This window comes from Nocardia sp. NPDC056100, from assembly GCF_042266325.1.
In the GTDB taxonomy this organism is placed as follows: Bacteria; Actinomycetota; Actinomycetes; order Mycobacteriales; family Mycobacteriaceae; genus Nocardia.
This window is the reverse complement of record NZ_JBHJVY010000001.1, coordinates 703,080-727,456: the sequence shown is the minus strand read 5'-3', so window position 1 is coordinate 727,456 and position 24,377 is coordinate 703,080. Positions and strand designations below refer to the sequence as shown.

The following is a 24,377-nucleotide window of genomic DNA, read 5'->3' as shown; positions in this document are numbered from 1 at the left end:
GAATGAGCGCCTCCGGAATCCGGATGGCGCTCATTGCCGTTTTACCGGGTGTTTCTCGGCGCTAGTGATCCGCGCCGACGTGATCGTGCTTCTCCACCCAGCTCGAGGTGACCATCTGAACCGCCGCGCCATCCAGATCAGCGAGTTTGGTGGAGGTGAATCCCCGTGCCCACGAGGAGGTTTGCGCCCGGAACGGCGCCTCGTCGTCGGTCAGCGCCGCGATGATCGGGACCGCCGCCTGCTCCGGGGTCTGGGCGCTGCGGAACGCCTGCTGGGTGCGCTCGACATAGAACTTCAGCGCCGGTGCGTACGGTCCGGCGGCGGCGAGCAGGGCCGGGATATCGATGCCCTGGCTGGCCACGAATTCGCTTGCCACCGCGCCGGGTTCGATCACATGGACCCGCACCCCGACGGTTGCCGCGACCGGTGCGAGCGCCTCCATGAAACCCTCGACGGCGAATTTGGCCGCGCAGTACGCCTCGTTGAAGGGCTGCCCGATCACCCCGCCGACGCTGGTCACGGTGATCAACCGCCCGCCCGCCGCGCGCAGATGCGGCATGGCGGCGTGGGTCACCGCGACCACGCCGAAATAGTTGACCTCCATGACATTTCGCACCGGCTCGAGGCCGGTCTGCTCGATGGTCCCGACGAATCCGGCCCCGGCGTTATTGATCACCGCGTCCAGTCGCCCGTAATCGGAGATCACCTTCTGCACGCAGTTGGTGACCGAGCCGGAATCGGTGACATCGAGGGCCTCCACGCGGATCAGCCCGGCCACGCCCGCCGCATTGGCCGCGTCCATGAGCGCCCCCGCGCGCCCCACATCGCGCATCGTGGCCACGGTTCGCCAGCCCGCGCGCGCCGCTCCTATGGCGGTGGCCAGGCCGATACCCGTGGAGGTGCCGGTGATCAGGACGGTATTCGAGGAGCTCATGGAGTCTCGCTTCCGGTGGGATGCCGCGCCGCTGTCGTCTACGCACTCTATGCGGACGCCGCGCCCGAATCGGAAGGTTTGGCCGGTCTGCGCGCCGGGTCGCCGGACAGCACAGCGTGTCGATCCGTCCCGCGATTCCGAGGCCGCCGGGCGGGGCGGGCGATCGGGCTAACGAGGTTGCAGCACAATCGTTCCCTTGGCGGCGCGCTGATCGAGCAGCTGGTGGGCCAGTGCGGCCTGGTCGAGCGGCAGTACGCGATCCACCAGCGGGGTGATCGATCCCGTCGCCGCGAGCTCCAGGGCGGCGGCGCGCGAGTTCGCGACACCGGCGAGCCAGGCCGGACCGGAGCAGCCGATCAGGGTGAGACCGCGCATGATCAGGTCCATCGCGGTGACCTGCGCGGGTGCGCCGGACAGGAAACCGTAGCTGAGCATGCGACCGGTCAGCGGGGTCATGAGATCCAGTAGCGCAGTGGCGGATTCGCCGCCGATGGAATCGAACACCACGTCGATGGTCGCATCGCCGAGTGCTTCGCGCAGGCGCGCGGGCCATTCCGGATCGAGGTGGTCGATCACCAGATCCGCGCCGAATTCGCGAGCGCGCTCGGCCTTTTCGGGCCCGCCCGCGGTGGCGATGACGCGCGCGGCCCCGGCCTCCTTGGCGAGCTGGGTGAGATAGCCGCCGATTCCCGTTGCGGCGGCCTCGATCAGCACGGTCTCGGTGCCGGTGAGTTTGGCGGCCGCCAGCAGCGGAACGGTCACCGATCCGCTCATGGTCAGCGCGGCGGCGTCGACCGAGGAGAGCGCGTCCGGAATGCGCACCGCGGATTCGGCCTGGACGCACACGAATTCGGCGTAGGTGCCGAAGCTGTCGCTCGCCACGATCACCCGCTGTCCGAGCAGTGCGGGGTCGACGCCGTCACCGAGTTCCACGATCACGCCAGCGGCCTGGGTGCCGAATACGAACGGCTTCTCCAGCGGAATGGGGAAGGCCCCCGACCGCAGCATGGTCTCCGGATACAGCACCGGAATCGCCTCGTTGCGCACGAGTACCTGTCCCGCTCCGGGCCGCGGTGTGGGGACCTCATCCGGCACCAGGACGTCGGGTGCACCGGTGGTGGTCAATAGGATTGCCTGCATCGAAACCTCATAAATTGACTGACGGTCCAGTTATGCGTCGCTACGATATGGACCGTCGGTCAAGTTGTCAATGAAAGCCGAGGAAATGCCAGCTGAGCAGCCTGCGTCGATGGGGGAGAGCGCTGCGCCGAATCGGTCCGACGCGTCGAACGAACACGCCGCATCGACGGAACGCGTCGCGGCGAAAGAGCGTGTCGTGCCGAAGGAACGCGCGGATGCCGCGCGCAATCGGCGCGCGATTCTGGACGCCACCCGCGCGCTGCTGGCCGAATTCGGCGCGGACGCCATCACCATGGACCGGGTCGCGGCGGCGGCCGGGGTGGGTAAAGGCACCATCTTTCATCGCTTCGGCAGTCGCGCGGGGCTGCTGCACGCGCTGGTCGCCGAGCCCGCCGAGGCGCTGCTGGCCGGGATCAGCACCGGCCCGCCGCCGCTGGGGCCGGGCGCGTCCGCCGGTGATCGCCTGCTCGCCTTCTTCGATGCGATGACCGTCATGATGGCCGAGAATGTCGAGCTCATGGCCGCGTATACGGGCGCGCCCATTCCGCCGCACCCCCGCACCGCCGAATTCCACGGCACCTGGGACCGTCACATCACCGATCTGCTCGGCGAAGCTCGCCCCGATCTGGACGCGGAGGCGGCGGGCCGCCTGCTTTTCAGCTCGGTCGGCTCGGAAGTAGCGCGTGCCATGGTCCGAGCGGGGGAGACCGAGCGCCTGCGCAATGCCATTCGCGCACTGGTGAAGTCGGTGCTGACGAGCACGCCCTCGGCCTGATCCCGGATTGCCGGGCTGGCATCCGGGAGGTTCTGCCATGAACATACCTAGACGTAGATATGCGCATCTAAATATGTGAGGCTCGCGTGTCAGATACGCCGGGACTCACGAAAGCGGCCCACCCGCACCGAAATTCGGTGCTCACCTCATGAAATGCCTTGAACAGGGCGGGATGTCTACTCGGCTTCGAACGCCCAGACCGCGGCCGGTCGCCCGGTGGCTTTGACGCGCATGCGGTCGCCGGTGCGCGTCAGGCCCGGTAGCGCGGCGAGCGTGCGGTTGAGGTTCCCCGGATCGGGCCGGGCACCTTCCAGCGCGGCGGTCAGTTCGACGGCGCGGGTGGCCGGAAATTGTTCGCCGATCAGGGGCCGGGTGAATTCGAGGTGCTTCCACAGCATTTCGGCGAAGAGCCCGCGGGCGGTGTCGACGATGCGATTGTGGTCGAAGGCGAGGTGTGGCATTCGCTCGAAGTTGGCCCATTCGGCGGTATCGCCGTCGTGGTCGCCGATGACCGCCCACATGGCGATGGACAGGGTGGGTCCGCGCGGGTCGCGGTTGGGCTCGTCGAAGGTGACCAGCTGGCCGACGGCGCGGATGGCGTCTTCGGGCACACCGAGTTTGGTGTGCACGGCGCGCCGGGCGGCCGCTTCCAGGCGTTCACCTCGGCCGAGCAGCACGCCGGGCAGGGCGAGTTCGCCGGAGAAGGGTTCCCAGCGCCGGGGCGCGACGCCCACCGTGACGGTGGCGTCATCGCGCCCGTAGCGCAGGGCGATCACATCGATGGATACCGCGGATTGTTGCTCCACAAGTGGTCAATCATGCCGTAGCCGGGGGAGGATTCGCGTGTTCGGCCCGAGTTGGGCGAAATGACCGATTTGTTGCCGGGGTGCGATCGGCGCGATCCGGACCGTTCGCGGTGAGCACCACCGGTACGCCGAGTTCGGCCTCGAGGTATCCGGGCACATCGGCGGGCAGGTCGGCCAGCACCGGTGTGGCGCGATTCAGCAGATCGGTCAACCGGCGCTGGTGGACCAGATCCTGCCAGGCCCCGAGATCGAGCCGGTCCACATAGCTCTCGGGCGTGAGATAGCCCGTGGCCGTGCGGATATCGCCGATCGCGTCGAGATGGTTGACCACCAGTCCGTCCACACCGCCGCAGGCTTCCACGGCATAGCGCAGCAGGATCGGATCCAGATGCCCGCGCCGGAATTCGCCCTGGTAGTTCCCGGTTCCATTGTGCCGCTCGGCAATCGACAGTTCGGCGTCCTCGGTCGGGAACGGTCCCGCGCCGTGCCGGGTGAAATAGCTGCGGGTGACGCCGAGGACGTATCCGGGCGCGTCGATGCGGGCGAGCATGGCTCGGGCATTGCGCGGTTCCACCGTCGACCAGGTGGTGTACGGGTGCAGCCCGCGCCATTCGTCCAGCAGCGCTCCCTGCGCCCCCTCGAATACCAATCGCCCATGCGCGGCGATCGCGGCAAGCTGATCACCCGGCAGAATCGCCACGGCGCGGGCGAATTCGGTGTACACGTCGACGAGATCGTCGATGGCGTCGTATCCGTGCGCACTGTCCGCGAGCAGCGGCGCGTAGTGCTGCTCGAGCGCGATCAGCTTGCGCCGCAGCACATCCGGCCGCAGGCAATCCGCCACCCGCGGCGCGTCGTGTTCGAGCGCGTAGCTCGCGGTCTCCCCGATCCCGATTCCGCACGAACCGTGCCGGGCAGCACCCCTCGTGTCTTCCCGGCAACGGTTGGCGGCCCCGTGGATCGGGGTGGTGAGCAGTGCCCGTTCATCGACGGACACCAGTGACAGCGGATCGGCGATCCCGAGCAGTTCCAGCGCTCGCGCCTCGGCGGCCAGCGCGATGGGCTCGACCAGCATGTAGCGCGACAGCAGGGTCGGCACCCGGGACAGGGTGCCGGACCCGAACTGCCGGAAGGTGTGATGCCGTCCGCCGGCGATCACATTGTGCGCGGCCTGCGCACCGCCGTTGAAGCGCACCACCGCCGCCACATCGAGCCCGGTCGAGGGCGCGCACAGCCAATCCACGGTCGCCCCCTTGCCGGCATCGCCGAACCCGAGGTCGACCACTATCAGGTGGCGATCGCCGAACATGGTTCTCTCCCTTCTAGTTTCCGAAGTCGACGTCATCGTCGCCGGTGGCGGCGGGCAGCGCCCCGGCACTGCGGGTGCGTCGTGCGGCCCCGATGGGGGCGAGCGCCTTGCCGACCGCGTCGGCCTCGTCGACCGAACCGATATCGCGCAGATCCGCCAGTCCCGCACCGAGATCGATGCGATCCTCACCGATGCCGATGGTCAGCGCGATGAGCTCGCACACCGCCGCCGGATCGTCCAGCCGCAGGAATCGCTCGCCGAGCAGTCCGCGCCAGTAGTCCGAGATCTCCGGATCGTTGTAGTAGCTGGACTGGTTGGGCAGGATGTAGTGCACGTGCCAGCGGTCGGCAACCTCGCGGAACACCGATTCGACGGTGATATCGCGGTCCACCTTGTCGCCGATGACCCGGCGAATGTGCCGAGAAGCCAAGCGCGGCTTGTTCAATTCGTCTCCGACGATGAACAGATAGCCCTTCTGCCCGCGCTTGTCCCACGCATCGGTCGCGGTGTGCCGTGCCATGAAATACGCGGCCAGTTCATAGCTTTCGGACTTCTGCCCGCCGCCGTTGCCCTCCAGGAAGATGAGCCGCAGCTGCTCGTCCATGCGGTTGTCGGATTCGAACTGCCCGACCTGCAAGGGAACTCGGTCCGAGTCCGCGTCGCCGATACCGCCGAACATGATCTGCGGATCCTCGGCATATCCCTTGCGCTGCAACAGCCCGTGCAGTTTGCCGAGCTTCTCCTGCATGATGCGCGGCACCGCGCCCATGGATCCGGTGACATCGAACAGCACCGCGATGGGCAGCGAGTTCCCGTGATCATCCGAATCGCGGGATTCGCGGAACTTCACGCCCTTGGGGTCGAGCGAGGGGTGTGCCTTCCAGTCGTCCCACGGCTGCGACCGCATATCCGCGGTGTAGCCGAAATCGTCGAGGCCGCGGGCGGCGCGGAAGGTGCGGGCGGCGTCGTAGGCGCTATCGTCCCAGTTTCCGTAACCCATGGTGATCACTGTCCTTTCGTGAGCTCGAAGGGCCGGAAGCGGCGCTGTCCGTAAAGCCGGTCGAGCAGATCATCGAATTCGCCGAGCAGGTCGGCGGCGTCGGGGCGCAGCCGCGGATCGGACTGCATGGACCCCGCGGCGAAGGAGCGCATCGCCGGGGGAGTGTGGCGGCCGAGCATGGTGAGCATCAGCCGGTGTGCGAGGTGGACATCGGTGGCAGGGGAGACCGCATCGCGGATCTCCGGTGGATAGTCGAGCGAGCCCAGGGTCGCGGCGGCGGCCGCGCCCGGGCGGCTGGCGAAGGACCAGCCGACCAGGACGACCCCGTGCTGGGCCGGATGGATCAGAACATTGGCCGGGCAGATCGCGGTGTGCACCCATCCGGCCAGCGCCGCCCCGGACAGGCAGCGCAACAGCCGCCGGTGCATCCACGCGTAATCGCGCGGGTCCAGGCCGTCCGGATATTCGGCGTGCACATCCGTGAGGGTGACGAAGCCGTCGGTGAGCGCGTCGAGCACGTTCACCGTCCGCTGTTCGCCGGTATCGGTGTCCAGGTGATCGACGGTGTCGGCCAGGACCGGGAAGTACGGCCGCAGCCATTCGTGTTCGGCGGTGACGATCGCTATGTCTCGCAATGCGTTTCGTTCGGCCGCGAGCAGTTTGTTGGCCGCGCCGTGCCGCGGGATCTTGACGATCCGGTCCCGGCCGCTGCGGTAGAGGTCCGCGACCGAGCCGCGGGCGTGCAGTGCGCCGATCGGATATGTTCCGCGCGCCCCGGTCACTCGCGATGCGCTGTCATCGGCCTGCGACCACTGCCGGTACAGCTCGGTGAGGCGCTCGAATGCCCGGCGCGCCAGGTTGATCTCACCGGGTGTGGCGCGGTCCGGATGCACCTGTGCGGCGAGCCGGTGATAGCGCCGCCGTCCCTCGGCGCGGGTGGCGGAATCGGCTGTGGCGGTACCGAACAGGTCTTCGGGCCGGTTGGCCGCCCGGATCGCCTCCGCTGTGTCTCGTGCCGTCGTCATGTGTTTTAGCCTAGGAGACTAAAACGTGGAGCGCCACCCTTTTCGGCAAGTATTTTGTCAATGGGACTAAAACGCTAGACGGGTGGTCGCGCCACCCAGCCCGCGACCACGGCCGCACCCGTCGGCCGGTGCACCGCCAGGAATCCGAACGGCCGATCGAAGGTCACCTCGGTGTACCGGATGGTGAACCGATCGCGCGGGGGCATACCGCCGGGCTGAATGCTGAACGCGGTGACCGCCGCCGCTTCGAAACCGGTCGCGCTGAATTTCGCGTACACGTCCTGCGCGCCGGCCTGAATGGCCAGCGGGGTGTCGGACATGCCGGAGAAGTGCCCGCGGCCATCGTTGAGCGCCGTGGTCAAACCGAACAGCCCGGGCTGCTCGCACAGATCGTGTAGGGAGCGAACGGTGAACGGGGGCAGCAGAATTCGTTCGACATCGGACCGGCTGGTGCTCTCGATCTCGCGTACGGTCAACCCGGGGGCGTCGGTTCCCGCCGGCAATCCGGTGCGCGCGGGCACCGTGCCGTCGATGGCGGCGAGTCCGGCGCGCAGCACCTCGCCCGGGGTGTCGTCGCCGAGCAGTAGATGGACATCCAGATCGCCGGTGCCTTCCACGACGACCCGGGTGACCGGCCGTGGCGTTTCCAGCACACTCGCATCCCTGCCGCCGCGCGTCGAGCGATCGAGCCCGGTCGCGGCGTATCCGCGCCACGGTCCCTCGGTGATCTCCATGCGGATCTCGGTGAAAGCCGATTGCCACCGCGTGCGCGCCACCAGCGCGGTGGCCAGCACCAGCAGGGTGTTCGCGTCGATTTGCAGGGGAAATCGCTCGATCAATCCATCGGTGTACTTGCTCGCCCACTCGTCCAGTTGAGCCTGGCCGCCGAGCACATCGGCGGTACCGGGTGGCAGCGCGCGCAACCATTCGTCCCGCAGTCGGACATCGTGGCGCACCCAGACCCCCAGCGCCGCCGAGATCGAATCCGCGTGTGTGAGCGTCTTCAGCATGGCCAGCGCCTGCGCATGTGCGGTCTCGGGCGAAACTCCGGCCGCCGCAGCGAGTTCCGATCGCACGGGCTCATCGGCGGTCGCCGCCAGCAGTGCCAGCAGCGGCCAGACACCGCATCCGGACAGCACGAAATCGTCCGTGCCCGCCCGCTCGCACCAGCGCGCGGTGAGTCGATTGGCGGCGTGTACGTGGGCGGCGAGCTGTGTCGGCATGCGGTCAGCCTAGGGGCGGGAAGCCCGCCGAGGCCCTGAGATATTGTGAGTCAGAATCTTTCATCCACTCGGGCAAGGAGGCCGCGGATGGCCATCGGTGAATCGGTATCGAGTGCCACGGCGCGTTTGGCGGAACTGCGATCCGCCGGATGCACCCCCGAACAGGCCTGGCAGTTCTTCGACGGGCTGCCCGCCGCGCGCGTGGAGGAGGTGACCGTCGGCCGCTGGCGCGGGGCCGAACTGGACACCGACCATCCCTGGAAGGGCATGCTGGTCGAATCCGGTTGGTACGGAAAGCAGTTCGACAGCGCCGATGCGGTGCAGCCGCTGCTCTTCAGCACCCCCGACGGGCAGATCTTCCCGGTGGACCCGCGCCGAGTCCCGCTCTTCCTCGCGGGCAAGGTGCCGGTCGCCACGCTGGGGCCGGTGCGCCGTTCGCTCGGTGTGCTGCGCCCGGCGCTGCGCACCAAGACCCCGCGCGCCCGGCTGCGCAATCTGGAATTCCGCGGAAAGTCCAGCGCCGCAATGATCTACGACGATCTGCCGATCATCGACATCTTCCGGCGGGTGGACGAGGACACCCTGCTCGGGGTGATGGACAAACGCGGCCTGCGTGACCCGTACTTCTTCATCCTCTACCGGGATCGGTAGATCAGCCTGACCACCAGGCTTTTCGGCCTACCCTTGACCTGACCGATTGTTATCGCTCGGGAGGGGTGCCCGATGAAAGATACGACCTGTCTTATCGCCGGTGGTGGTCCGGCGGGCATGATCCTGGGGCTGCTACTGGCGCGCGCGGGCGTCGAGGTGACGGTGCTGGAGAAACACGCGGACTTCCTGCGCGATTTCCGCGGTGACACCGTGCACCCCACCACCCTGGAACTACTCGATGAACTCGGCCTGCACGAGGAGTTCGCGAAACTGCCGCAGCGCCGGTTGAATTCGGTGCAGATCCCGATCGCCGGGGGTATGCGGACCCTCGCCACCTTCGAGCACATACCGGGCCGGTACAAATACATCGCCATGGTGCCGCAGTGGGATCTGCTGGCTCTGCTCGCGCACGCGGCCGATGCCGAACCCACCTTCCGGCTGCGCATGAACACCGAGGCGACCGAACTGCTGCGCGAGAACGGCCGGGTCGCCGGGGTGCGCTATCGCACCGAAGACGGTGCCGCGGGCGAACTTCGCGCCGACCTCACCGTCGCCTGCGACGGCCGGGGCTCTACCCTGCGCGCCGCGGCGGGGCTGCCGGTGCGTTCCTGGCAGACCCCGTTCGATGTGTGGTGGATGCGGGTTCCGCGGCACGATATCGACCCGGCGGGCGCGGTCCCGGTGCTCACCGCCGACCGGTTCGCCATCATGCTCGACCGCGGTGATTACTGGCAGTGCGCGATTCTGCTGGCCAAGGGCAGCGATTCGGCTGTGCGGCAACAGCATCCGGTGACCGGGATCCTGCGGGATATGGCCGCCGCCGCACCCTGGCTACTCGATCGCGTGGACGCGGTCCGGAGCTGGGACGAGGTCAAACTGCTCGATGTCAAACTCGATCGGCTCGATCGCTGGTACACCCCGGGCCTGCTCTGCATCGGTGACGCCGCGCACGCCATGTCACCGGTCGGGGGAGTGGGCATCAACCTGGCCATTCAGGACGGTGTGGTGGCGGCGAGAATCCTTGCCCCGAAACTGATCTCGGGCACGGTCGGCACCTCCGATCTGGCCCGGGTGCAGCGCCGCCGCGCCGTTCCGACCCGGGTCATCCAGGGCATGCAGCGCATAGCGCACGCCCGAGCCATCGCACCCGCGGTGGCGGGCAAGCTCAATATCTCGAATTCCGCGAATACCCCACTGGCTCTTCGCGTTTTCCGCCGCCTGCCCGTCCTGCGCAGTCTCCCGCCCTACCTGGTGGCGCGCGGACTGCTCGCCGAACACGCTCCGGAATTTGCTCGCCGACCCTGAAACGGCCTGCGGCACTGCGCTACTACGCGTCCACGCTCACCGGCGCGATGGCGGAGAGCCGTTCGAACTGCGCATCGGAGAGTCGCACGGCGGTCGCCGCGATGTTCTCCTCCAGGTGCGCGATGGAGGTGGTGCCCGGAATCGGCAGGATATTGTCCGCACGGCGCAGCAGCCACGCCAGCGATGTCTGTGCGGTTGTCGCGCCGAGTTCGGCGGCCACGGCGGCGAGCGGGCCGTCCGCCGCCGCGTGCGCGCCCATCGCGACGGGGAAGAATGGAATGAACGCGATCCCTTGCGCCGCGGTGTAATCCACCACATCCTCGTGCTGCCGGGCCCCGAGGTTGTACATGTTCTGCACGCTCGTGATGGGCGTGATCTCCTGGGCCGCGCGTAGTTCATCCACGCCTACCTCGGAGAGCCCGATGTGCCGCACCTTGCCCTCGTCCACCAGTTGCCGCAGCGCGCCGATCTGATCTTCGAGCGGTACGTGTGGATCGACGCGATGGAGTTGCAACAGATCGATATGGTCGAGTTTCAGTCGCCGCAAACCCAATTCGGCCTGCTGGCGCAGATAGGCGGGATGTCCGAGCGGTACCCATTCGGTCGGTGACGGGCGCACCACGCCCACCTTGGTCGCGATCACCACATCATCCCGATAGGGGTGCAGCGCCTCCGCGACCAGCTCCTCGTTCTCGCCCAGCGCGTACGAATCGGCGGTATCGATGAGGTTCACCCCGAGTTCCACCGCACGCCGCAGCACCGCGATCGCCGCCTCCCGATCGGCGGGCGCCCGCCAGATATGCCCCATCCCCGCGTCGTAACCGGGTTCCGGCGCGGCGGCCAATCGCATGGTGCCGTAACCGATCCGGTTCACCGGAAGGCTGCCACCGAGTTCGAAACTCGCCATATCGCATCACTCCTCGCGCACTGTCTGCTTGCGCAGCGAATGAACCCGAACCGATCGGTTTCCATTCCGCGCGGTTCGCGATCCGGAGTTCAGCGCACGCCGCGCGTCCGGAATTGAATGCTGATGCGCGGCCCCACCGGCCGCCGCGTCTTGGGAATCGCATGCTCCCAAGTCCGCTGGCAGGATCCACCCATCACGATGAGATCCCCATGCCCGAGCGGATACCGCAGACTCTCCCCACCTCCACGCGGCCGCAGCAGCAACGCTCGTGCGGCGCCCACCGACACGATCGCCACCATGGTGTCGTGCGTGGCCCCGCGCCCCGAGGTATCGCCATGCCAAGCGACACTGTCATTCCCGTCCCGGTAGTAGCAGAGTCCCGCCGTGGTGAACGGCTCCCCGAGCTCACCCCGATAGTGCTCGCTCAGAGCATCGCGAGCCTCGTCCAGAACAGGATCCGGCAACCCCTGCCCCTGCTCGTAAAACGCCAGCAACCGAGGCACATCCACCACCCGGTCGTACATGGCACGCCGATCCGCCCGCCACGGCACATCGGCCGCAAGCCGCTCGAACAGCGTGTCAGCCCCGCTCAACCAGCCCGGAAGCACATCCACCCACGCTCCCGCGCTCAGGACGGTGCGCCGGAGTCCACCCAGCGCACCGACTTCGAGCTCGCCGAATCCGTCGAGCAGCGATCCCTGTAATGGCGTCGACATGCTGTCGAACATACGTTCTATCGCGGACATGTTCAAGCAGCCATCCCGTTGGCGGTGCGGGTTGCCACACTAGGCTCTGCGCGAATCAATTGGATCGATTTGTGCTCGGGAGAATCCGGACCCATGTTTCGCCATCTGGTGCTAGCCGGTGCCCTCGTCACTATGACCATTGCGGCCGCCGGTTGCGGCGACCATGTCACCGCAGTGCCCGCCGTCGAATCACGGTCGATGACCGACTATCTGTTGACCACCAGCGATACACCCGACATCACTTATGCACTGCCGTGGGGCAATGCGGTGATCCAGGCGGGTATTGCCGGAATGTATGCCAAGGAGGATTCGCCACCATGCCGAGCTCGCAATGCCGCGATCGAGCTCCTCACAAACGATCCCTTCGCGGGTGCCATACAGCGTGTCTTGTCCATTGGCGAGCGACGCGATGGTGACACGCAGATCGCGGTTCTCAATCGTGTCGTAGACCCTGTCGCCCTGCTGGAGGCTATGCAGGCTTGCTCGACTTGGTCCAGGCTCTCGTCGATCAAGAATGGCGTCACGAAGGTCGATTTCGTCGGAGAAACCCTGTCCCGCAAAGATATTCCGGGAGTCGGCCTGGTTTTCGAGCTACCCGCCATGCGCTACGTCTCGACTGGTCCGGACAATTTCTATCCCCGTGCATGCCTGCTGCGCTTCGCTACCGTCGGCAACCGGACGGTTGTGGAGTATCTGTTCGGGAACACGCTCGATTTCACAATCTCCACGGACACGCTCGCGTTTGGTGACCGGCTGTTGATTGCCCAGGTCGGGAAACTGCGAGTCGCATGATTCGGTGCGATCCGGGCGGACCCGTCCCGCTATCCGCTTCGCGGTGATTCAGGGCTGTCGGGCGGCTCGCCCCACCGAGCGTAGGGAACGGTCGGCCAGGGTCAATGCGAGGAACAGGGCTGCGGCGGCGAGCATGAACATTGCGAGGTGGTGTAATCCGGCGGCGCTGGCGCCGGTGTTCAGGAATGCGCCGCCCGCTGCGGCGGCGATCATCGCGCCGATGTAGTTGAAGGTGCGGAGCAGTCCGGCTGAGGATCCGATGCGGTCCGGGGTGGATTGGTAGTAGACGGCGTTCTGATTGGCCAGGCTGTTGAGGCCCTGTGGGATGCCCATGACGCAGGCGGCCGTGAGCAGTAGCCAGATGGGGGCGTGGCCGGGCATGAGCAGAAGGACTGTGCAGCCGACGATTTGGGCCGTCGCGCCGACGATCAGCTTGCCGCGAATCACCGCGCGGCGGCCGGTGATGGCCGAGACCGCGATACCGGTGAGGGACAGGGGTAGCAGGATGAGCCCGGCCGCACCGGGATTCAGGCCGCGGCCGGATTCGAGCCACTGGGTGAAGCCGTAGAGGAAGCAGTAGCCGACGGTGCTGGTCAGCATGACCCGGCCGTAGGTGGCCAGCAGTGGGAAATTGCCGCCCAGTACGCGCACGTCGAGAAATGGTGCGGGCGTGTGGAGTTCGCGCATCACCAGCGCGGCTCCGGCCGCGACGGCCAGGACCGGCAGATACCAGTGCGCGGCTTGCGGATTCATCAGGAACAGCAGTGCGGTCAGCAGCAGTGCGGTGAACAGGGCGATGCCCGGGATATCGAGTCCGGAGGTCTTCTCCCGCTGCGGCATAGCGGTTTTCGGCAGCCACAGCAGTCCCGCGACCAGGCATGCCACCGCCAGCGGAATATTGATCGCGAAGGTCGCGCGCCAGCCGCCGACGTGAATCAGCAGACCGCCCAGGGGCGGTCCGATCACCACGATGGTCTGCGCCGCCACCGCGAGCGCGGTCAGCACGCCCGCCGGACTGTCCTTACCGGTGCGGTCCGCTTCACCGCGAATCAGGTACATCGCCGCGGGATATCCCGCGCACGTACCGAATCCGAGCACGATCCGCGCTACCACCAGCACCCACAGCGCGGGTGCGAAAGCGCCCAGCACACCGGCTATTCCGGTGAGCGTCGCCCCGGCGAGGAACAGCCGCCGCGGTCCGAACAGATCGATGAGCCGCCCGACCACGGGCTGTCCGATGGCGGTGGCCAGATACAGCGCCGACACCAGCCAGGCCGTCTCGGTGGCGGGCGCGCCGAACGCCACCCCGATCGGCACCAGCGATACCGCGATGATCGACGAATTGATCGGATTGAGAATCGTCCCGAGCAGCATCGGGGTGAGCAGGGAGCGATCGAAGCCGTCCCCGGACGCCGCCCGCCCGCGTCGTGCGAGAACCGAAGTCATTCCTGCCCGAGTCTTTCCAGTAGCGTGAGCGCTTCGAGCACGATGTGCCGCTCGTCCTCGGTGAACTTCTCCTGCATGACGGTGGCCAGCCACTCGTCGCCCGCGCGCCGCCTGCCTTCGTGGAATTCCCGCCCGGCATCGCTCAGTGACACCAGTTGCCGCCGCCGGTCCGCCGGATCCGGACGCCGCTCGATCAGCCCGCGTTCCTCGAGAATGTTCAGGGTGGCCGCGACCGCCTGCGGCCGCACCCGTTCGGCGGCGGCGAGGTCGCTGGCCGAACTGTCCGCCTTGCTCAACCGGCTGACCAGCGATTGCTGTGACGGGGTGAGCTCGCGGCTGTCCGATTGCTCCAGGAATCGCCTGCGCAGTCGCCCGACCAGAATCCGGAGGTCACGGGCGGCGCGCGCGGCGGACCGGGAAACGGTCACGGTGGCATCGGTCATGACTCCACGGTAGATCGACAACCTGGATTGTTCAATTCAGATTGTTCAATCTTAATTGTGTAATCGGTAGCGTGGTATGGGCGTACCATGACTCCCCATGCCACGTTTGGTCGATCACGAGCAGCGCCGCCGGGAGATCACCACGGCCGCCCGGCGCGTCATTGCCGCCGGGGGCCTGGAGGCGGCGACCTTCCAGTCGGTGGCGGCCGAGGCCGGGATCTCGGTACGCCTGATCCAGTACTACTTCGGCGCGAAGCGGGAGCTACTGCTCGCCACACACCTCGCGGTGGTGGTGGATTCGGGGGAGCGGTTCGCCGCCCGGGTCGGGGTGCTGGGTGCGGACGCGCCACCGCGCGAGGTGATCGAGGCGGTATCGCTGGCGCTGCTTCCGCTCGATGACGCGAGTCATGCGGACGCGCTGGTGCTGGCGGCCTATCACGCGGCGGCGCTGAGCAATTCGGAGTTCATCAAACCCGAGGACACCCATGGCGCGCCGCTGTACCTGGTCAATCTCTTCACCGAGCAGCTGCGCCGCAATCGCAAGCCCGGCAAGGCTTTCGACACCGCGCAATTGGACGCCCAGCTGATCGTCTTCAGTCTGGGCAGCATCACCCAGGGCGTGCTGATCGGCTCTCACACCCGCGAGCAGGTGGTCGAATTGATCCGCCACCTGCTCGATCGAATGCTGGGGGACTGTTAGTCCTCAGGCCACGCTCACGTGCGCGCGCACGAAATCGACCACGGCATCGGTGAATTCGTCATTGGCATCGCTGGCCGCGGTATGCGCGGCCGCGCCGATCTCGGCGTATTCGGCATGCGGCACCAGTGCGCGGAAGGACTGCACACCCTCCTCGCTCACCACATCCGAGAGCGCGCCGCGCACCAGCAGCACCGGCATGGTCAGCTGCCGGGCGGCGTCCTCCAGTGCCTTGGTGTGCACGTCGATCTGTTCGCCGCGATCACCGCCGAGCATGGCCGGATCCCAGTGCCAGTACCAGCGTCCGTCCTCGCGCTGACGCAGATTGCGTTGCAGCCCTTCGGGATTGCGTGGACGACGGCGATGCGGCAGGTACGCGGCCACCGCGTCGGCGGCCTCCTCGAGACTGGCGAAACCCTCGGGATTGCTGCCCAGGAAGCTGATCACGCGCTGTACGCCCGCGACCTCGGGGCGGGGAACGACGTCGACGAGCACCAGTCCGGTGATGCGCTCATGGTGCGGATGCGCGCTGGCGATGAGCCCGGTGAGCCCGCCCATGCTGGCCCCGACCACGAATCCGGGCTTGCCGAGCTGCTCGAGCACCGTCATGAGGTCCTCGACCATGGCCGCGCGGGTGTAATCGCCGCCGGGTGCCCATTCACTGTCCCCGTGCCCGCGCGCGTCCAATAGCACCGCGTGCATTCCGGCCTTGGCCAGCGCGAGCCCGGAATCCTTCCAGGAATGGCGGGTCTGGCCGCCGCCGTGCAGGAACACCACCAGTGGTCCGTCCTGGGGTCCCCAGGAGTCACCGGCGAGGGTGATACCGCCGTGGCCGCGGAAGGTGACGCGGGCAGGTTCGGTGAAGTCGGCTTCGTTGCTCACTCTCCGAGCATCGCACAGACCGGTTTACGGTGTATGAAGACCTGCCGCCAAGCGGGACTCGGCGGGCGGATCGGCAGCTCGCACACTGTGAGCTTCCTCCCAGCGATGGGGAAAGGCCGAGCGGCAGTACGAGACCGATCGGTTCAATTCATAGCTGCGCGGTTGCCTGGGCCATGTCCGGGTTGTGAGGATTCGTAGTCGAAAACTCCCTGGTGCGGGGCCTATGCGGCCCGATCGCGCCGAACCCGCACCTTGTCCGCGGGTGTGTCACGCACAACTCGCCGACCCGCCGCGAACCGCTGGTTGCCACAGGGGTGCGGTGACGGCCCGGGTCGGCGGCGCTGCTAGGCTCGCAACCCGAAAAGACATCCTTTAACGGACCGTCCGGTGAGGCGGGGAAGGAGGTCGGCATGGCTGTGCCCGAAGACCGGGCTGCCAAGTCGAGCGCTGCTGACCACTCGCAGCGACACGATCCCGCACAGGTGGACGCGGGGCGCGAGCTGCTCTCGGATTCCGATGTCGGCCGCACCATCGCGCGCATGGCGCACCAGATCATCGAGAAGACCGCGCTGGACTCCGGCGATCCCGCCGCCCCCCGCGTGGTGCTGATCGGAATCCCCACGCGCGGAACGACTCTCGCCGCTCGACTGGCAAATCGCATCGAGGAGTTCGCCGGGGTCCGCCCCGCCGTCGGCTCCCTGGACATCACCCTCTACCGCGACGACCTGCGCAGCAAACCGCACCGTCCGCTCGAGCGCACCTCGGTGCCCGAAGGCGGAATCGAAGACGTGCTGGTGGTGCTGGTCGACGATGTGCTGTTCTCCGGGCGCACCGTGCGCTCGGCCCTGGACGGACTGCGCGATCTGGGCCGCCCGCGCGCGGTGCAGCTGGCCGTGCTCATCGACCGCGGCCATCGCGAACTTCCCATCCGCGCCGACTACGTCGGCAAGAACGTGCCCACCTCCCGCAGCGAGGACATCTCGGTACTACTGCGCGAGCACGACGGCCGCGACGGTGTGTACCTGCGTCAGGAGGGTGACAAGTGAAGCATCTGCTCTCGGTGACCGATCTGGATCGCGCCGCCGCCACCGAACTGCTCGATGACGCCGAACGCTTCGAACAGGCCCTGCTCGGGCGCGAGGTGAAGAAGCTGCCGACCCTGCGCGGGCGCACGGTCATGACGGTGTTCTTCGAGAACTCCACGCGTACAAGGGTTTCCTTCGAGGTCGCGGGCAAGTGGATGAGCGCGGACGTGATCAACGTCAGCTCGTCGAGCTCCTCGAACTCCAAGGGTGAATCGCTGCGCGACACCGCGCTGACCCTGCACGCGGCGGGTGCGGACGCGCTCATCGTGCGGCATCCGGCCTCGGGCGCGGCACATCAGATCGCGCACTGGTTCTCCCAGATCCAGGAGCGCAGCGGCGGTTTCACCGGTCCCGGCCCGGCCATCATCAATGCCGGTGACGGCACCCATGAGCACCCCACCCAGGCGCTGCTGGACGCGTTGACCCTGCGTCAGCGGCTCGGCGATCTGGAGGGTAAGCGGATCGTGCTGGTCGGCGACATCCTGCACAGCCGGGTGGCGCGCTCGAACGCCTTCCTGCTCAGCACCCTCGGCGCGGATGTGGTGCTGGTCGCGCCGCAGACGCTGCTGCCGGTGGGCGTGCAGGCCTGGCCGGTGCGGATCTCGCACTCTCTCGATGCCGAACTTCCCGGCGCGGACGCGGTCATGATGCTGCGCGTGCAGGCCGAGCGCATGAACGGCGGCTTCTTCCCGTCGGCGCGCGAGTACTCGATCAACTACGGCCTGAGCGAGCGCCGCCTCGGCATGCTCGACGAGCATGCGGTGGTACTGCATCCGGGCCCCATGCTGCGCGGCATGGAAATCGCGTCGGCCGTCGCCGATTCCCCCAAAGCGGCTGTGCTGCAACAGGTCAACAACGGAGTCCATATGCGCATGGCGGTGCTCTTCCGCCTGCTGGTAGGAACCGACGAGGTGGTGGCATGAACAACGTCCTGATCCAGAACGTCCGTCTGTACGGCGAAGGCGACCCGGTCGATGTCCTGCTGGCCGACGGTGAGATCCGTGAGATCGGTGCCGGTCTGAAGGCCGAGGACGCCGAAATCATCGACGGCACCGGGCAATTCCTGCTCCCCGGCTTCATCGATCTGCACACGCATCTGCGCGAGCCGGGCCGCGAGGACACCGAAACCATCGAAACCGGTTCCGCCGCAGCGGCTCTGGGCGGTTACACGGCGGTCTTCGCCATGGCCAACACCAGCCCGGTCGCCGATTCGCAGGTCATCACCGACCATGTGTGGCGGCGCGGACAGCAGGTCGGCCTGGTCGACGTGCATCCGGTCGGCGCGGTCACCGTGGGCCTGGAGGGCAAGCAGCTCGCCGAAATGGGCACCATGGCGGCCGGAGTCGGCGCGGTGCGCATGTTCTCCGATGACGGCCACTGCGTCTACGACCCGCTGATCATGCGCCGCGCGCTGGAATACGCGAACTCCCTCGGCGTGCTCATCGCCCAGCACGCGGAGGAGCCGCGCCTGACCAAGGGCGCCGTGGCGCACGAGGGTCCGAACGCCGCCCGCCTGGGTCTGGCCGGTTGGCCGCGCGCCGCCGAGGAATCCATCGTGGCCCGTGACGCCCTGCTGGCCCGCGATGCCGGTGCGCGCGTGCACATCTGCCACGCCTCCACCGCGGGCACCGTCGAACTGCTCAAATGGGCCAAGTCCCAGGGCATTTCGATCACCGCCGAGGTCACCCCGCATCACCTGCTGCTCGATGATTCGCGCCTGGAGACCTACGACGCGGTCAACCGCGTCAACCCGCCGCTGCGCGAATCCTCCGATGTGACCGCGCTGCGCCAGGCCCTGGCCGACGGTGTCATCGACTGTGTCGCAACCGATCACGCCCCGCACGCCGAACAGGACAAGTGCTGCGAATTCGCGGCCGCCCGCCCCGGCATGCTCGGCCTGGAGACCGCCCTGTCGATCATCGTGCGCACGATGGTCCAGCCCGGCCTGCTCGACTGGCGCGGCGTGGCCCGCGTCATGAGCGAGAACCCGGCCCGCATCGTGGGCCTGGACGATCAGGGCCGCCCGCTCGCCGTCGGCGAACCGGCCAACCTGGCGCTGATCGATCCGAACACCGAGTGGACGGTGCGCGCGAAGGAACTCGCCAGCATCGCCCACAACACCCCGTTCGACGAGATGACCCTGCCCGCGAAGGTGACCGCCACCTTCCTGCGCGGCCGCGTCACCTCGCGCAACGGAGTCGCCAGCGCCCCGCGCGGTGGCGATGAGGTCTTCGCCGGTGGCGACCGGCGGGTGGGGAACCGAGGAGGACCGTAATGGAGCGAACACTGACGATCGTCGTGCTGCTCGCACTTTTCGCGCTGTGCCTGTGGGGCATGTACCGGGCCTGGACCGGCCGCGCGAAGAAGCAGGCGGCGTCGATCGGTGACCTGCCGGCCGTGCCCGCCGATTGCGGCGCACAGCTGCTGGAGCCCACCACGGGCCTCTACCTCGGCAGCACCCTGGCCCCGAGCTGGATTCAGCGAGTCACCGTGGGCGACTTGGGTTTCCGCGCCACCGCGGAACTGACCCGATTCGAGCGCGGCATCCTGCTCGAGCGCGACGGCGCGGGCACCATCTGGATTCCGCAGGAGTCGGTGACCGCGGTGCGCACCGAGCGCGGGCATGCGGGCAAAGTGATGACCGAAGGCGGTGTGCTGGTGATTCGCTGGAAGCTGCCGACCGGAACCGAGGTGGATACCGGATTCCGGGGCGACGACAAGACGGTGTACCCGGCCTGGACTGGCGCACCGCAGACAGAGACGACGAAGACGGGAGACGAGGCATGAGCAGCGACAACGTCGCAGTGATGGTGCTCGAGGACGGCCGCGTATTCCGCGGGACGACCTTCGGCGCACAGGGACAGACTTTGGGTGAGGCGGTGTTCTGCACCGCGATGACCGGCTACCAGGAGACCCTCACCGACCCCAGCTACGACCGCCAGATCGTGGTGGCCACCGCGCCCCAGATCGGCAACACCGGCTGGAACGACGAGGACGACGAGTCGAGCAAGATCTGGGTCGCCGGTTACGCCGTGCGCGATCCCGCGCGCCGCGCCTCCAACTGGCGCTCCAAGCGCACGCTGCAGGATGAGCTGGAGAACCAGAACATTGTCGGCATCGCGGGCATCGACACCCGAGCCCTGGTGCGGCACTTGCGCACTCGCGGTTCCATGAAGGCGGGCGTCTTCTCCGGCACCGCCCTTGCCGACTACGAGGAGCTCGTCGCGCGGGTCAACGGGCAGCCCTCCATGCTGGGCGCGGACCTGGCCGGTGAGGTCTCCACCGATGAGATGTACACCATCGAGCCGGTCGGCGAGCACCGCTTCACGGTGGTCGCGGTCGACCTCGGCATCAAGTCCAACACCCCGCGCATGTTCGCCGAGCGCGGTATGCGGGTGCACGTGGTGCCCTCGAACGTCACCTTCGACCAGATCAAGGAACTGAACCCGAACGGGGTGTTCCTGTCCAACGGTCCAGGTGACCCGGCCACCGCCGACGGCGCGGTCGCGCTCACCCAGCAGGTGCTGCAGGCCGATATCCCGCTGTTCGGCATCTGCTTCGGTAACCAGATCCTGGGCCGCGCCTTCGGGCGCAATACCTACAAGATGAAGTTCGGCCACCGCGGCATCAATGTCCCGGTCATCGAACATCACACCGGGCGCATCTCGATCACCGCCCAGAACCACGGCTTCGCCCTCGAAGGCGAGCGCGGCGAGGTCTTCGACACCCCGTTCGGCAAGGCCGAGGTCAGCCATATCTGCGCCAATGACGGTGTCGTCGAAGGTGTTCAGCTGGTCAGCGGCCGCGCCTTCTCGGTGCAGTACCACCCCGAGGCCGCCGCCGGACCGCACGACGCCGCCTACCTGTTCGATCGTTTCGCCGGCCTGATGGAAGGTGCCTGATGCCACGCCGTACCGACCTCAATCACATCCTGGTGATCGGCTCGGGTCCGATCGTCATCGGCCAGGCCTGTGAGTTCGACTATTCCGGAACCCAGGCGTGCCGCGTGCTGCGGTCCGAGGGCCTGCGCGTCTCGCTGGTCAACTCCAACCCGGCCACCATCATGACCGACCCGGAGTTCGCCGACGCCACCTACGTCGAGCCGATCACCTGGGAGTACGTCGAGAAGGTCATCGCCAAGGAGCGCCCGGACGCGATCCTGGCGACCCTGGGCGGTCAGACCGCGCTGAACTGCGCGGTCGACCTGCACGACAACGGCATTCTGGAGAAGTACAACGTCGAGCTCATCGGCGCGGACTTCGAAGCCATCCAGCGCGGTGAGGACCGGCAGAAGTTCAAGGACATCGTCGCCAAGGTCGGCGGCGAGAGCGCCCGCTCCAAGGTCTGCTACACCATGGACGAGGTCCGGGAGACCGTGCGCGACTTGGGTTTCCCGGTCGTGGTGCGCCCGTCGTTCACCATGGGCGGCCTCGGTTCCGGTATGGCCTACAACGATGAGGATCTCGATCGCATCGCCGGTGGCGGCCTCGCGGCCTCGCCGACCGCGAACGTGCTCATCGAGGAATCCATCCTGGGCTGGAAGGAATTCGAGCTCGAGCTCATGCGCGACCGCAATGACAATGTGGTCATCGTCTGCTCGATCGAGAATGTCGACCCGATGGGCGTGCACACCGGTGACTCGGTCACCGTCGCTCCGGCCATGACCCTCACCGACCGCGAATACCAGAAGATGCGTGATCTCGGCATCGACATCCTGCGCGAGGTCGGCGTCGACACCGGCGGCTGCAATATCCAGTTCGCGGTGGATCCGGCCGATGGCCGCCTCATCGTCATCGAGATGAACCCGCGCGTCTCGCGCTCGTCCGCATTGGCTTCCAAGGCAACGGGATTCCCGATCGCCAAGATCGCCGCCAAGCTGGCCATCGGCTACACCCTGGACGAGATCGTCAACGACATCACCAAGGAGACCCCGGCCTGCTTCGAGCCCACGCTCGACTACGTCGTGGTCAAGGCTCCGCGCTTCGCGTTCGAGAAGTTCCCGGGCGCCGACCCGACGCTGACCACCACCATGAAGTCGGTCGGCGAGGCAATGTCCATGGGCCGCAACTTCTCCGAGGCGCTGGGCAAGGTGCTGCGCTCGCTGGAGACCAAGGCCACCGGCTTCTGGACCCAGCCCGATGGCGACTGGACCGATGTCGAGGCCATCCTGGAAGATCTGCGCACCCCCACCGAGGGCCGCATCTACCAGGTGGAGCGGGCGCTGCGCCTGGGCGCGAGCATCGAGGACACCGCCAAGGCCTCGGGCATCGACCCGTGGTTCGTGGCCGAGGTCGCCGCGCTGGTCGAACTGCGCCAGGAGATCCTGGACGCGGCCGTACTGGACGAGCCGCTGCTGCGCACCGCCAAGCACTACGGCCTCTCCGATCGCCAGATCGCCGCGCTGCGACCGGAACTCGCGGGTGAGGACGGCGTGCGCGCACTGCGGCATCGCCTGCACATCCGCCCGGTGTTCAAGACGGTCGACACCTGCGCCGCCGAGTTCGAGGCCAAGACCCCGTACCACTACTCGGCCTACGAGCTCGATCCCGCCGCGGAATCCGAAGTGGCGCCGCAGAAGGAGCGCGAGAAGGTTCTGATCCTGGGATCGGGTCCGAACCGCATCGGTCAGGGCATCGAGTTCGACTACTCGTGTGTGCATGCGGCACTGACGCTTTCGGAAGCCGGTTACGAGACCGTCATGGTCAACTGCAATCCCGAGACCGTCTCCACCGACTACGACACCGCGGACCGGCTCTACTTCGAGCCGCTGACCTTCGAGGATGTCCTCGAGGTCTACCACGCGGAAACCGAATCCGGCACCGTCGCTGGCGTTATCTGCCAGCTGGGCGGTCAGACTCCGCTGGGTCTGGCCCAAAAGCTCACGGACGCGGGCGTTCCGGTGGTCGGCACCTCCGCCGCCGCCATCGATCTGGCCGAGGACCGCGCCGAATTCGGCGATGTCCTTGTTGGAGCGGGACTTCCGGCGCCGAAGTACGGCACCGCCACCACCTTCCCGGCCGCGAAGAAGATCGCCGCCGAGATCGGTTACCCGGTGCTGGTGCGCCCGTCCTACGTGCTGGGCGGTCGCGGTATGGAGATCGTCTACGACGAGCAGACCCTCGAGGGCTACATCTCCCGAGCCACCGATATCAGCCCGGATCGCCCCGTGCTGATCGACCGGTTCCTGGAAGACGCCATCGAAATCGACGTCGACGCCCTGTGCGACGGCGACGAGGTCTACCTGGGCGGCGTCATGGAGCACATCGAGGAAGCCGGTATCCACTCCGGCGACTCCGCGTGCGCCCTGCCCCCGATCACCCTGGGCCGCAGCGATATCGAGGCCGTGCGCCGCTCCACCGTGGCGCTGGCCAAGGGCATCGGCGTCAAGGGTCTGCTGAACGTGCAGTACGCGCTCAAGGACGATGTGCTCTACGTCCTCGAGGCGAACCCGCGCGCCAGCCGCACCGTGCCGTTCGTGTCCAAGGCCACCGCGGTCCCGCTGGCCAAGGCCGCGGCGCGAATCGCGCTGGGCGCCACCATCGCCGAACTCCGCAAGGAGGGCCTGCTCCCGGCCGAGGGCGACGGCGGGTACACCCCGATCGACGCGCCCGTCGCGGTGAAGGAAGCCGTACTGCCGTTCCACCGCTTCAAGCGGCCCGACGGCAGCGGTATCGATTCGCTGCTCTCGCCGGAGATGAAGTCCACCGGTGAGGTCATGGGCATCGACGCCGACTTCGGTACGGCATTCGCCAAGTCCCAGACCGCTTCCTACGGTTCGCTGCCGACCGAAGGCGCCGCGTTCGTCTCGATCGCCAACCGCGACAAGCGCGCCATGGTGTTCCCGGTCAAGCGCCTGCACGACCTGGGCTTCCGCATCCTGGCAACCGAAGGCACCGCGGAAATGCTGCGCCGCAACGGTATTCCGTGCGAGCAGGTGCGCAAGCATTCGGACGAGGCCACCGATCAGCCCAGCATCGTGGACATGATCAAGGACGGCGAGGTCGATATCGTCTTCAACACCCCGTACGGCAATAACGGTCCGCGCGTGGACGGTTACGAGATCCGCACCGCCGCGGTGAGCGCGAACATCCCGTGCATCACCACCGTGCAGGGTGCGGCCGCGGCCGTGCAGGGCATCGAGGCCACCATCAACGGCGGCATCGGCGTGCGGTCCCTGCAGGAACTCCACGCCACCCTGCGGGGCTGACGCG

The 24,377-nt window shown here is 67.4% G+C and carries 23 protein-coding genes; 11 read left to right on the top strand and 12 right to left on the bottom strand.

From position 1 onward, the window contains the following. Positions 1 to 61: 61 nt before the first annotated feature. Positions 62 to 934: an SDR family oxidoreductase gene (locus ACFC0O_RS03450; RefSeq protein ID WP_375953457.1), complete on the bottom strand. Its 873-nt coding sequence runs from the start codon at positions 932 to 934 to the stop codon at positions 62 to 64. 168 nt (positions 935 to 1,102) lie between these two features. After that, complete coding sequence (locus ACFC0O_RS03445; protein WP_375953456.1) at positions 1,103 to 2,074, bottom strand: zinc-binding alcohol dehydrogenase family protein; 972 nt, start codon at positions 2,072 to 2,074, stop codon at positions 1,103 to 1,105. A 196-nt stretch (positions 2,075 to 2,270) separates the two neighbouring features. On the opposite strand from ACFC0O_RS03445, the gene ACFC0O_RS03440 reads away from it, so the two are divergent. After that, the gene (locus ACFC0O_RS03440; RefSeq protein ID WP_375953454.1) at positions 2,271 to 2,849 is read left to right on the top strand and encodes a TetR/AcrR family transcriptional regulator; all 579 of its coding nucleotides are present in this window, start codon (positions 2,271 to 2,273) and stop codon (positions 2,847 to 2,849) included. Between the two features lie 176 nt (positions 2,850 to 3,025). Here the strand turns inward: ACFC0O_RS03440 and ACFC0O_RS03435 are convergent, their stop codons facing one another. The 5 genes from ACFC0O_RS03435 to ACFC0O_RS03415 all read right to left on the bottom strand — a co-directional run bounded on the left by ACFC0O_RS03435 (position 3,026) and on the right by ACFC0O_RS03415 (position 8,212). After that, positions 3,026 to 3,655 (bottom strand): NUDIX domain-containing protein, encoded by a 630-nt coding sequence (locus ACFC0O_RS03435; RefSeq protein ID WP_375953452.1) that lies wholly within the window; start codon positions 3,653 to 3,655, stop codon positions 3,026 to 3,028. Positions 3,656 to 3,665: 10 nt separating this feature from the next. After that, entirely contained in the window at positions 3,666 to 4,964 is a 1,299-nt protein-coding gene (locus ACFC0O_RS03430; RefSeq protein ID WP_375953450.1) for an adenylosuccinate synthetase, read from the bottom strand. Positions 4,965 to 4,977: 13 nt separating this feature from the next. Then, a complete protein-coding gene (locus ACFC0O_RS03425) occupies positions 4,978 to 5,964 on the bottom strand; it encodes a hypothetical protein (protein WP_364632444.1) in 987 nt (328 codons plus the stop codon). A 5-nt stretch (positions 5,965 to 5,969) separates the two neighbouring features. Then, the gene (locus ACFC0O_RS03420) at positions 5,970 to 6,989 is read right to left on the bottom strand and encodes a J domain-containing protein (RefSeq protein WP_375953448.1); all 1,020 of its coding nucleotides are present in this window, start codon (positions 6,987 to 6,989) and stop codon (positions 5,970 to 5,972) included. A 74-nt stretch (positions 6,990 to 7,063) separates the two neighbouring features. Then, positions 7,064 to 8,212, bottom strand: coding sequence for a serpin family protein (locus ACFC0O_RS03415; protein WP_375953447.1), 1,149 nt, complete (start codon positions 8,210 to 8,212; stop codon positions 7,064 to 7,066). Positions 8,213 to 8,299: 87 nt separating this feature from the next. Between ACFC0O_RS03415 and ACFC0O_RS03410 the strand changes: the two genes are divergently transcribed. Both ACFC0O_RS03410 and ACFC0O_RS03405 read left to right on the top strand, forming a co-directional pair. After that, on the top strand, positions 8,300 to 8,863 hold the full coding sequence (locus tag ACFC0O_RS03410; protein ID WP_375953445.1) for a DUF4334 domain-containing protein: 564 nt from the start codon (positions 8,300 to 8,302) through the stop codon (positions 8,861 to 8,863). A gap of 72 nt (positions 8,864 to 8,935) precedes the next feature. Then, entirely contained in the window at positions 8,936 to 10,168 is a 1,233-nt protein-coding gene (locus tag ACFC0O_RS03405; protein WP_375953443.1) for an FAD-dependent oxidoreductase, read from the top strand. Between the two features lie 22 nt (positions 10,169 to 10,190). On the opposite strand, the gene ACFC0O_RS03400 is transcribed toward ACFC0O_RS03405, so the two are convergent. Next, entirely contained in the window at positions 10,191 to 11,075 is an 885-nt protein-coding gene (locus ACFC0O_RS03400) for an aldo/keto reductase (RefSeq protein WP_375953442.1), read from the bottom strand. An 89-nt stretch (positions 11,076 to 11,164) separates the two neighbouring features. Further along, complete coding sequence (locus tag ACFC0O_RS03395; protein WP_375953441.1) at positions 11,165 to 11,791, bottom strand: alpha-ketoglutarate-dependent dioxygenase AlkB; 627 nt, start codon at positions 11,789 to 11,791, stop codon at positions 11,165 to 11,167. Positions 11,792 to 11,914: 123 nt separating this feature from the next. Here ACFC0O_RS03395 and ACFC0O_RS03390 point away from each other — a divergent pair, with 123 nt between their 5' ends. Continuing rightward, positions 11,915 to 12,613 (top strand): hypothetical protein, encoded by a 699-nt coding sequence (locus ACFC0O_RS03390; protein ID WP_375953439.1) that lies wholly within the window; start codon positions 11,915 to 11,917, stop codon positions 12,611 to 12,613. 48 nt (positions 12,614 to 12,661) lie between these two features. On the opposite strand, the gene ACFC0O_RS03385 is transcribed toward ACFC0O_RS03390, so the two are convergent. Both ACFC0O_RS03385 and ACFC0O_RS03380 read right to left on the bottom strand, forming a co-directional pair. Then, on the bottom strand, positions 12,662 to 14,059 hold the full coding sequence (locus tag ACFC0O_RS03385) for an MFS transporter (protein ID WP_375953437.1): 1,398 nt from the start codon (positions 14,057 to 14,059) through the stop codon (positions 12,662 to 12,664). Then, entirely contained in the window at positions 14,056 to 14,502 is a 447-nt protein-coding gene (locus ACFC0O_RS03380) for a MarR family winged helix-turn-helix transcriptional regulator (protein WP_375953435.1), read from the bottom strand. Before ACFC0O_RS03380 ends, ACFC0O_RS03385 begins: the two co-directional genes overlap by 4 nt. 97 nt (positions 14,503 to 14,599) lie before the next feature. Here ACFC0O_RS03380 and ACFC0O_RS03375 point away from each other — a divergent pair, with 97 nt between their 5' ends. Further along, positions 14,600 to 15,202, top strand: coding sequence for a TetR/AcrR family transcriptional regulator (locus tag ACFC0O_RS03375; RefSeq protein ID WP_375953433.1), 603 nt, complete (start codon positions 14,600 to 14,602; stop codon positions 15,200 to 15,202). A 3-nt stretch (positions 15,203 to 15,205) separates the two neighbouring features. Here the strand turns inward: ACFC0O_RS03375 and ACFC0O_RS03370 are convergent, their stop codons facing one another. Continuing rightward, positions 15,206 to 16,081 carry an alpha/beta fold hydrolase gene (locus ACFC0O_RS03370; protein WP_375953431.1) on the bottom strand — a complete coding sequence of 292 codons (876 nt, stop codon included), beginning with the start codon at positions 16,079 to 16,081 and terminating at the stop codon, positions 15,206 to 15,208. 410 nt (positions 16,082 to 16,491) lie between these two features. On the opposite strand from ACFC0O_RS03370, the gene pyrR reads away from it, so the two are divergent. Genes pyrR through carB form a run of 6 tightly spaced genes read left to right on the top strand, consistent with a single transcriptional unit; the run spans position 16,492 to position 24,373 of the window. Further along, on the top strand, positions 16,492 to 17,127 hold the full coding sequence (gene pyrR, locus ACFC0O_RS03365) for a bifunctional pyr operon transcriptional regulator/uracil phosphoribosyltransferase PyrR (RefSeq protein ID WP_364632463.1): 636 nt from the start codon (positions 16,492 to 16,494) through the stop codon (positions 17,125 to 17,127). Continuing rightward, on the top strand, positions 17,124 to 18,089 hold the full coding sequence (locus ACFC0O_RS03360; protein ID WP_375953429.1) for an aspartate carbamoyltransferase catalytic subunit: 966 nt from the start codon (positions 17,124 to 17,126) through the stop codon (positions 18,087 to 18,089). The genes pyrR and ACFC0O_RS03360 overlap by 4 nt, the downstream gene beginning before the upstream one ends. After that, positions 18,086 to 19,441: a dihydroorotase gene (locus ACFC0O_RS03355; protein ID WP_375953428.1), complete on the top strand. Its 1,356-nt coding sequence runs from the start codon at positions 18,086 to 18,088 to the stop codon at positions 19,439 to 19,441. Before ACFC0O_RS03360 ends, ACFC0O_RS03355 begins: the two co-directional genes overlap by 4 nt. Beyond that, a complete protein-coding gene (locus ACFC0O_RS03350; RefSeq protein WP_375953427.1) occupies positions 19,441 to 19,953 on the top strand; it encodes a transporter in 513 nt (170 codons plus the stop codon). The genes ACFC0O_RS03355 and ACFC0O_RS03350 overlap by 1 nt, the downstream gene beginning before the upstream one ends. Continuing rightward, positions 19,950 to 21,068: a glutamine-hydrolyzing carbamoyl-phosphate synthase small subunit gene (gene carA / locus ACFC0O_RS03345; protein ID WP_364632471.1), complete on the top strand. Its 1,119-nt coding sequence runs from the start codon at positions 19,950 to 19,952 to the stop codon at positions 21,066 to 21,068. The genes ACFC0O_RS03350 and carA overlap by 4 nt, the downstream gene beginning before the upstream one ends. Next, the gene (carB, locus tag ACFC0O_RS03340; RefSeq protein WP_364632473.1) at positions 21,068 to 24,373 is read left to right on the top strand and encodes a carbamoyl-phosphate synthase large subunit; all 3,306 of its coding nucleotides are present in this window, start codon (positions 21,068 to 21,070) and stop codon (positions 24,371 to 24,373) included. Before carA ends, carB begins: the two co-directional genes overlap by 1 nt. Positions 24,374 to 24,377: the final 4 nt, after the last annotated feature.

Excerpts from the sequence above, each read along its gene's own strand:
- ACFC0O_RS03450 (WP_375953457.1), bottom strand. The coding sequence starts at position 934 with ATGAGCTCCTCGAATACCGTCCTGATCACCGGCACCTCCACGGGTATC.
- ACFC0O_RS03445 (WP_375953456.1), bottom strand. The coding sequence starts at position 2,074 with ATGCAGGCAATCCTATTGACCACCACCGGTGCACCCGACGTCCTGGTG.
- ACFC0O_RS03430 (WP_375953450.1), bottom strand. The coding sequence starts at position 4,964 with ATGTTCGGCGATCGCCACCTGATAGTGGTCGACCTCGGGTTCGGCGAT.
- ACFC0O_RS03425 (WP_364632444.1), bottom strand. The coding sequence starts at position 5,964 with ATGGGTTACGGAAACTGGGACGATAGCGCCTACGACGCCGCCCGCACC.
- ACFC0O_RS03420 (WP_375953448.1), bottom strand. The coding sequence starts at position 6,989 with ATGACGACGGCACGAGACACAGCGGAGGCGATCCGGGCGGCCAACCGG.
- ACFC0O_RS03415 (WP_375953447.1), bottom strand. The coding sequence starts at position 8,212 with ATGCCGACACAGCTCGCCGCCCACGTACACGCCGCCAATCGACTCACC.
- ACFC0O_RS03410 (WP_375953445.1), top strand. The coding sequence starts at position 8,300 with ATGGCCATCGGTGAATCGGTATCGAGTGCCACGGCGCGTTTGGCGGAA.
- ACFC0O_RS03405 (WP_375953443.1), top strand. The coding sequence starts at position 8,936 with ATGAAAGATACGACCTGTCTTATCGCCGGTGGTGGTCCGGCGGGCATG.
- ACFC0O_RS03400 (WP_375953442.1), bottom strand. The coding sequence starts at position 11,075 with ATGGCGAGTTTCGAACTCGGTGGCAGCCTTCCGGTGAACCGGATCGGT.
- ACFC0O_RS03395 (WP_375953441.1), bottom strand. The coding sequence starts at position 11,791 with ATGTCGACGCCATTACAGGGATCGCTGCTCGACGGATTCGGCGAGCTC.
- ACFC0O_RS03390 (WP_375953439.1), top strand. The coding sequence starts at position 11,915 with ATGTTTCGCCATCTGGTGCTAGCCGGTGCCCTCGTCACTATGACCATT.
- ACFC0O_RS03385 (WP_375953437.1), bottom strand. The coding sequence starts at position 14,059 with ATGACTTCGGTTCTCGCACGACGCGGGCGGGCGGCGTCCGGGGACGGC.
- ACFC0O_RS03380 (WP_375953435.1), bottom strand. The coding sequence starts at position 14,502 with ATGACCGATGCCACCGTGACCGTTTCCCGGTCCGCCGCGCGCGCCGCC.
- ACFC0O_RS03375 (WP_375953433.1), top strand. The coding sequence starts at position 14,600 with ATGCCACGTTTGGTCGATCACGAGCAGCGCCGCCGGGAGATCACCACG.
- pyrR (WP_364632463.1), top strand. The coding sequence starts at position 16,492 with ATGGCTGTGCCCGAAGACCGGGCTGCCAAGTCGAGCGCTGCTGACCAC.
- ACFC0O_RS03355 (WP_375953428.1), top strand. The coding sequence starts at position 18,086 with ATGAACAACGTCCTGATCCAGAACGTCCGTCTGTACGGCGAAGGCGAC.
- ACFC0O_RS03350 (WP_375953427.1), top strand. The coding sequence starts at position 19,441 with ATGGAGCGAACACTGACGATCGTCGTGCTGCTCGCACTTTTCGCGCTG.
- carA (WP_364632471.1), top strand. The coding sequence starts at position 19,950 with ATGAGCAGCGACAACGTCGCAGTGATGGTGCTCGAGGACGGCCGCGTA.
- carB (WP_364632473.1), top strand. The coding sequence starts at position 21,068 with ATGCCACGCCGTACCGACCTCAATCACATCCTGGTGATCGGCTCGGGT.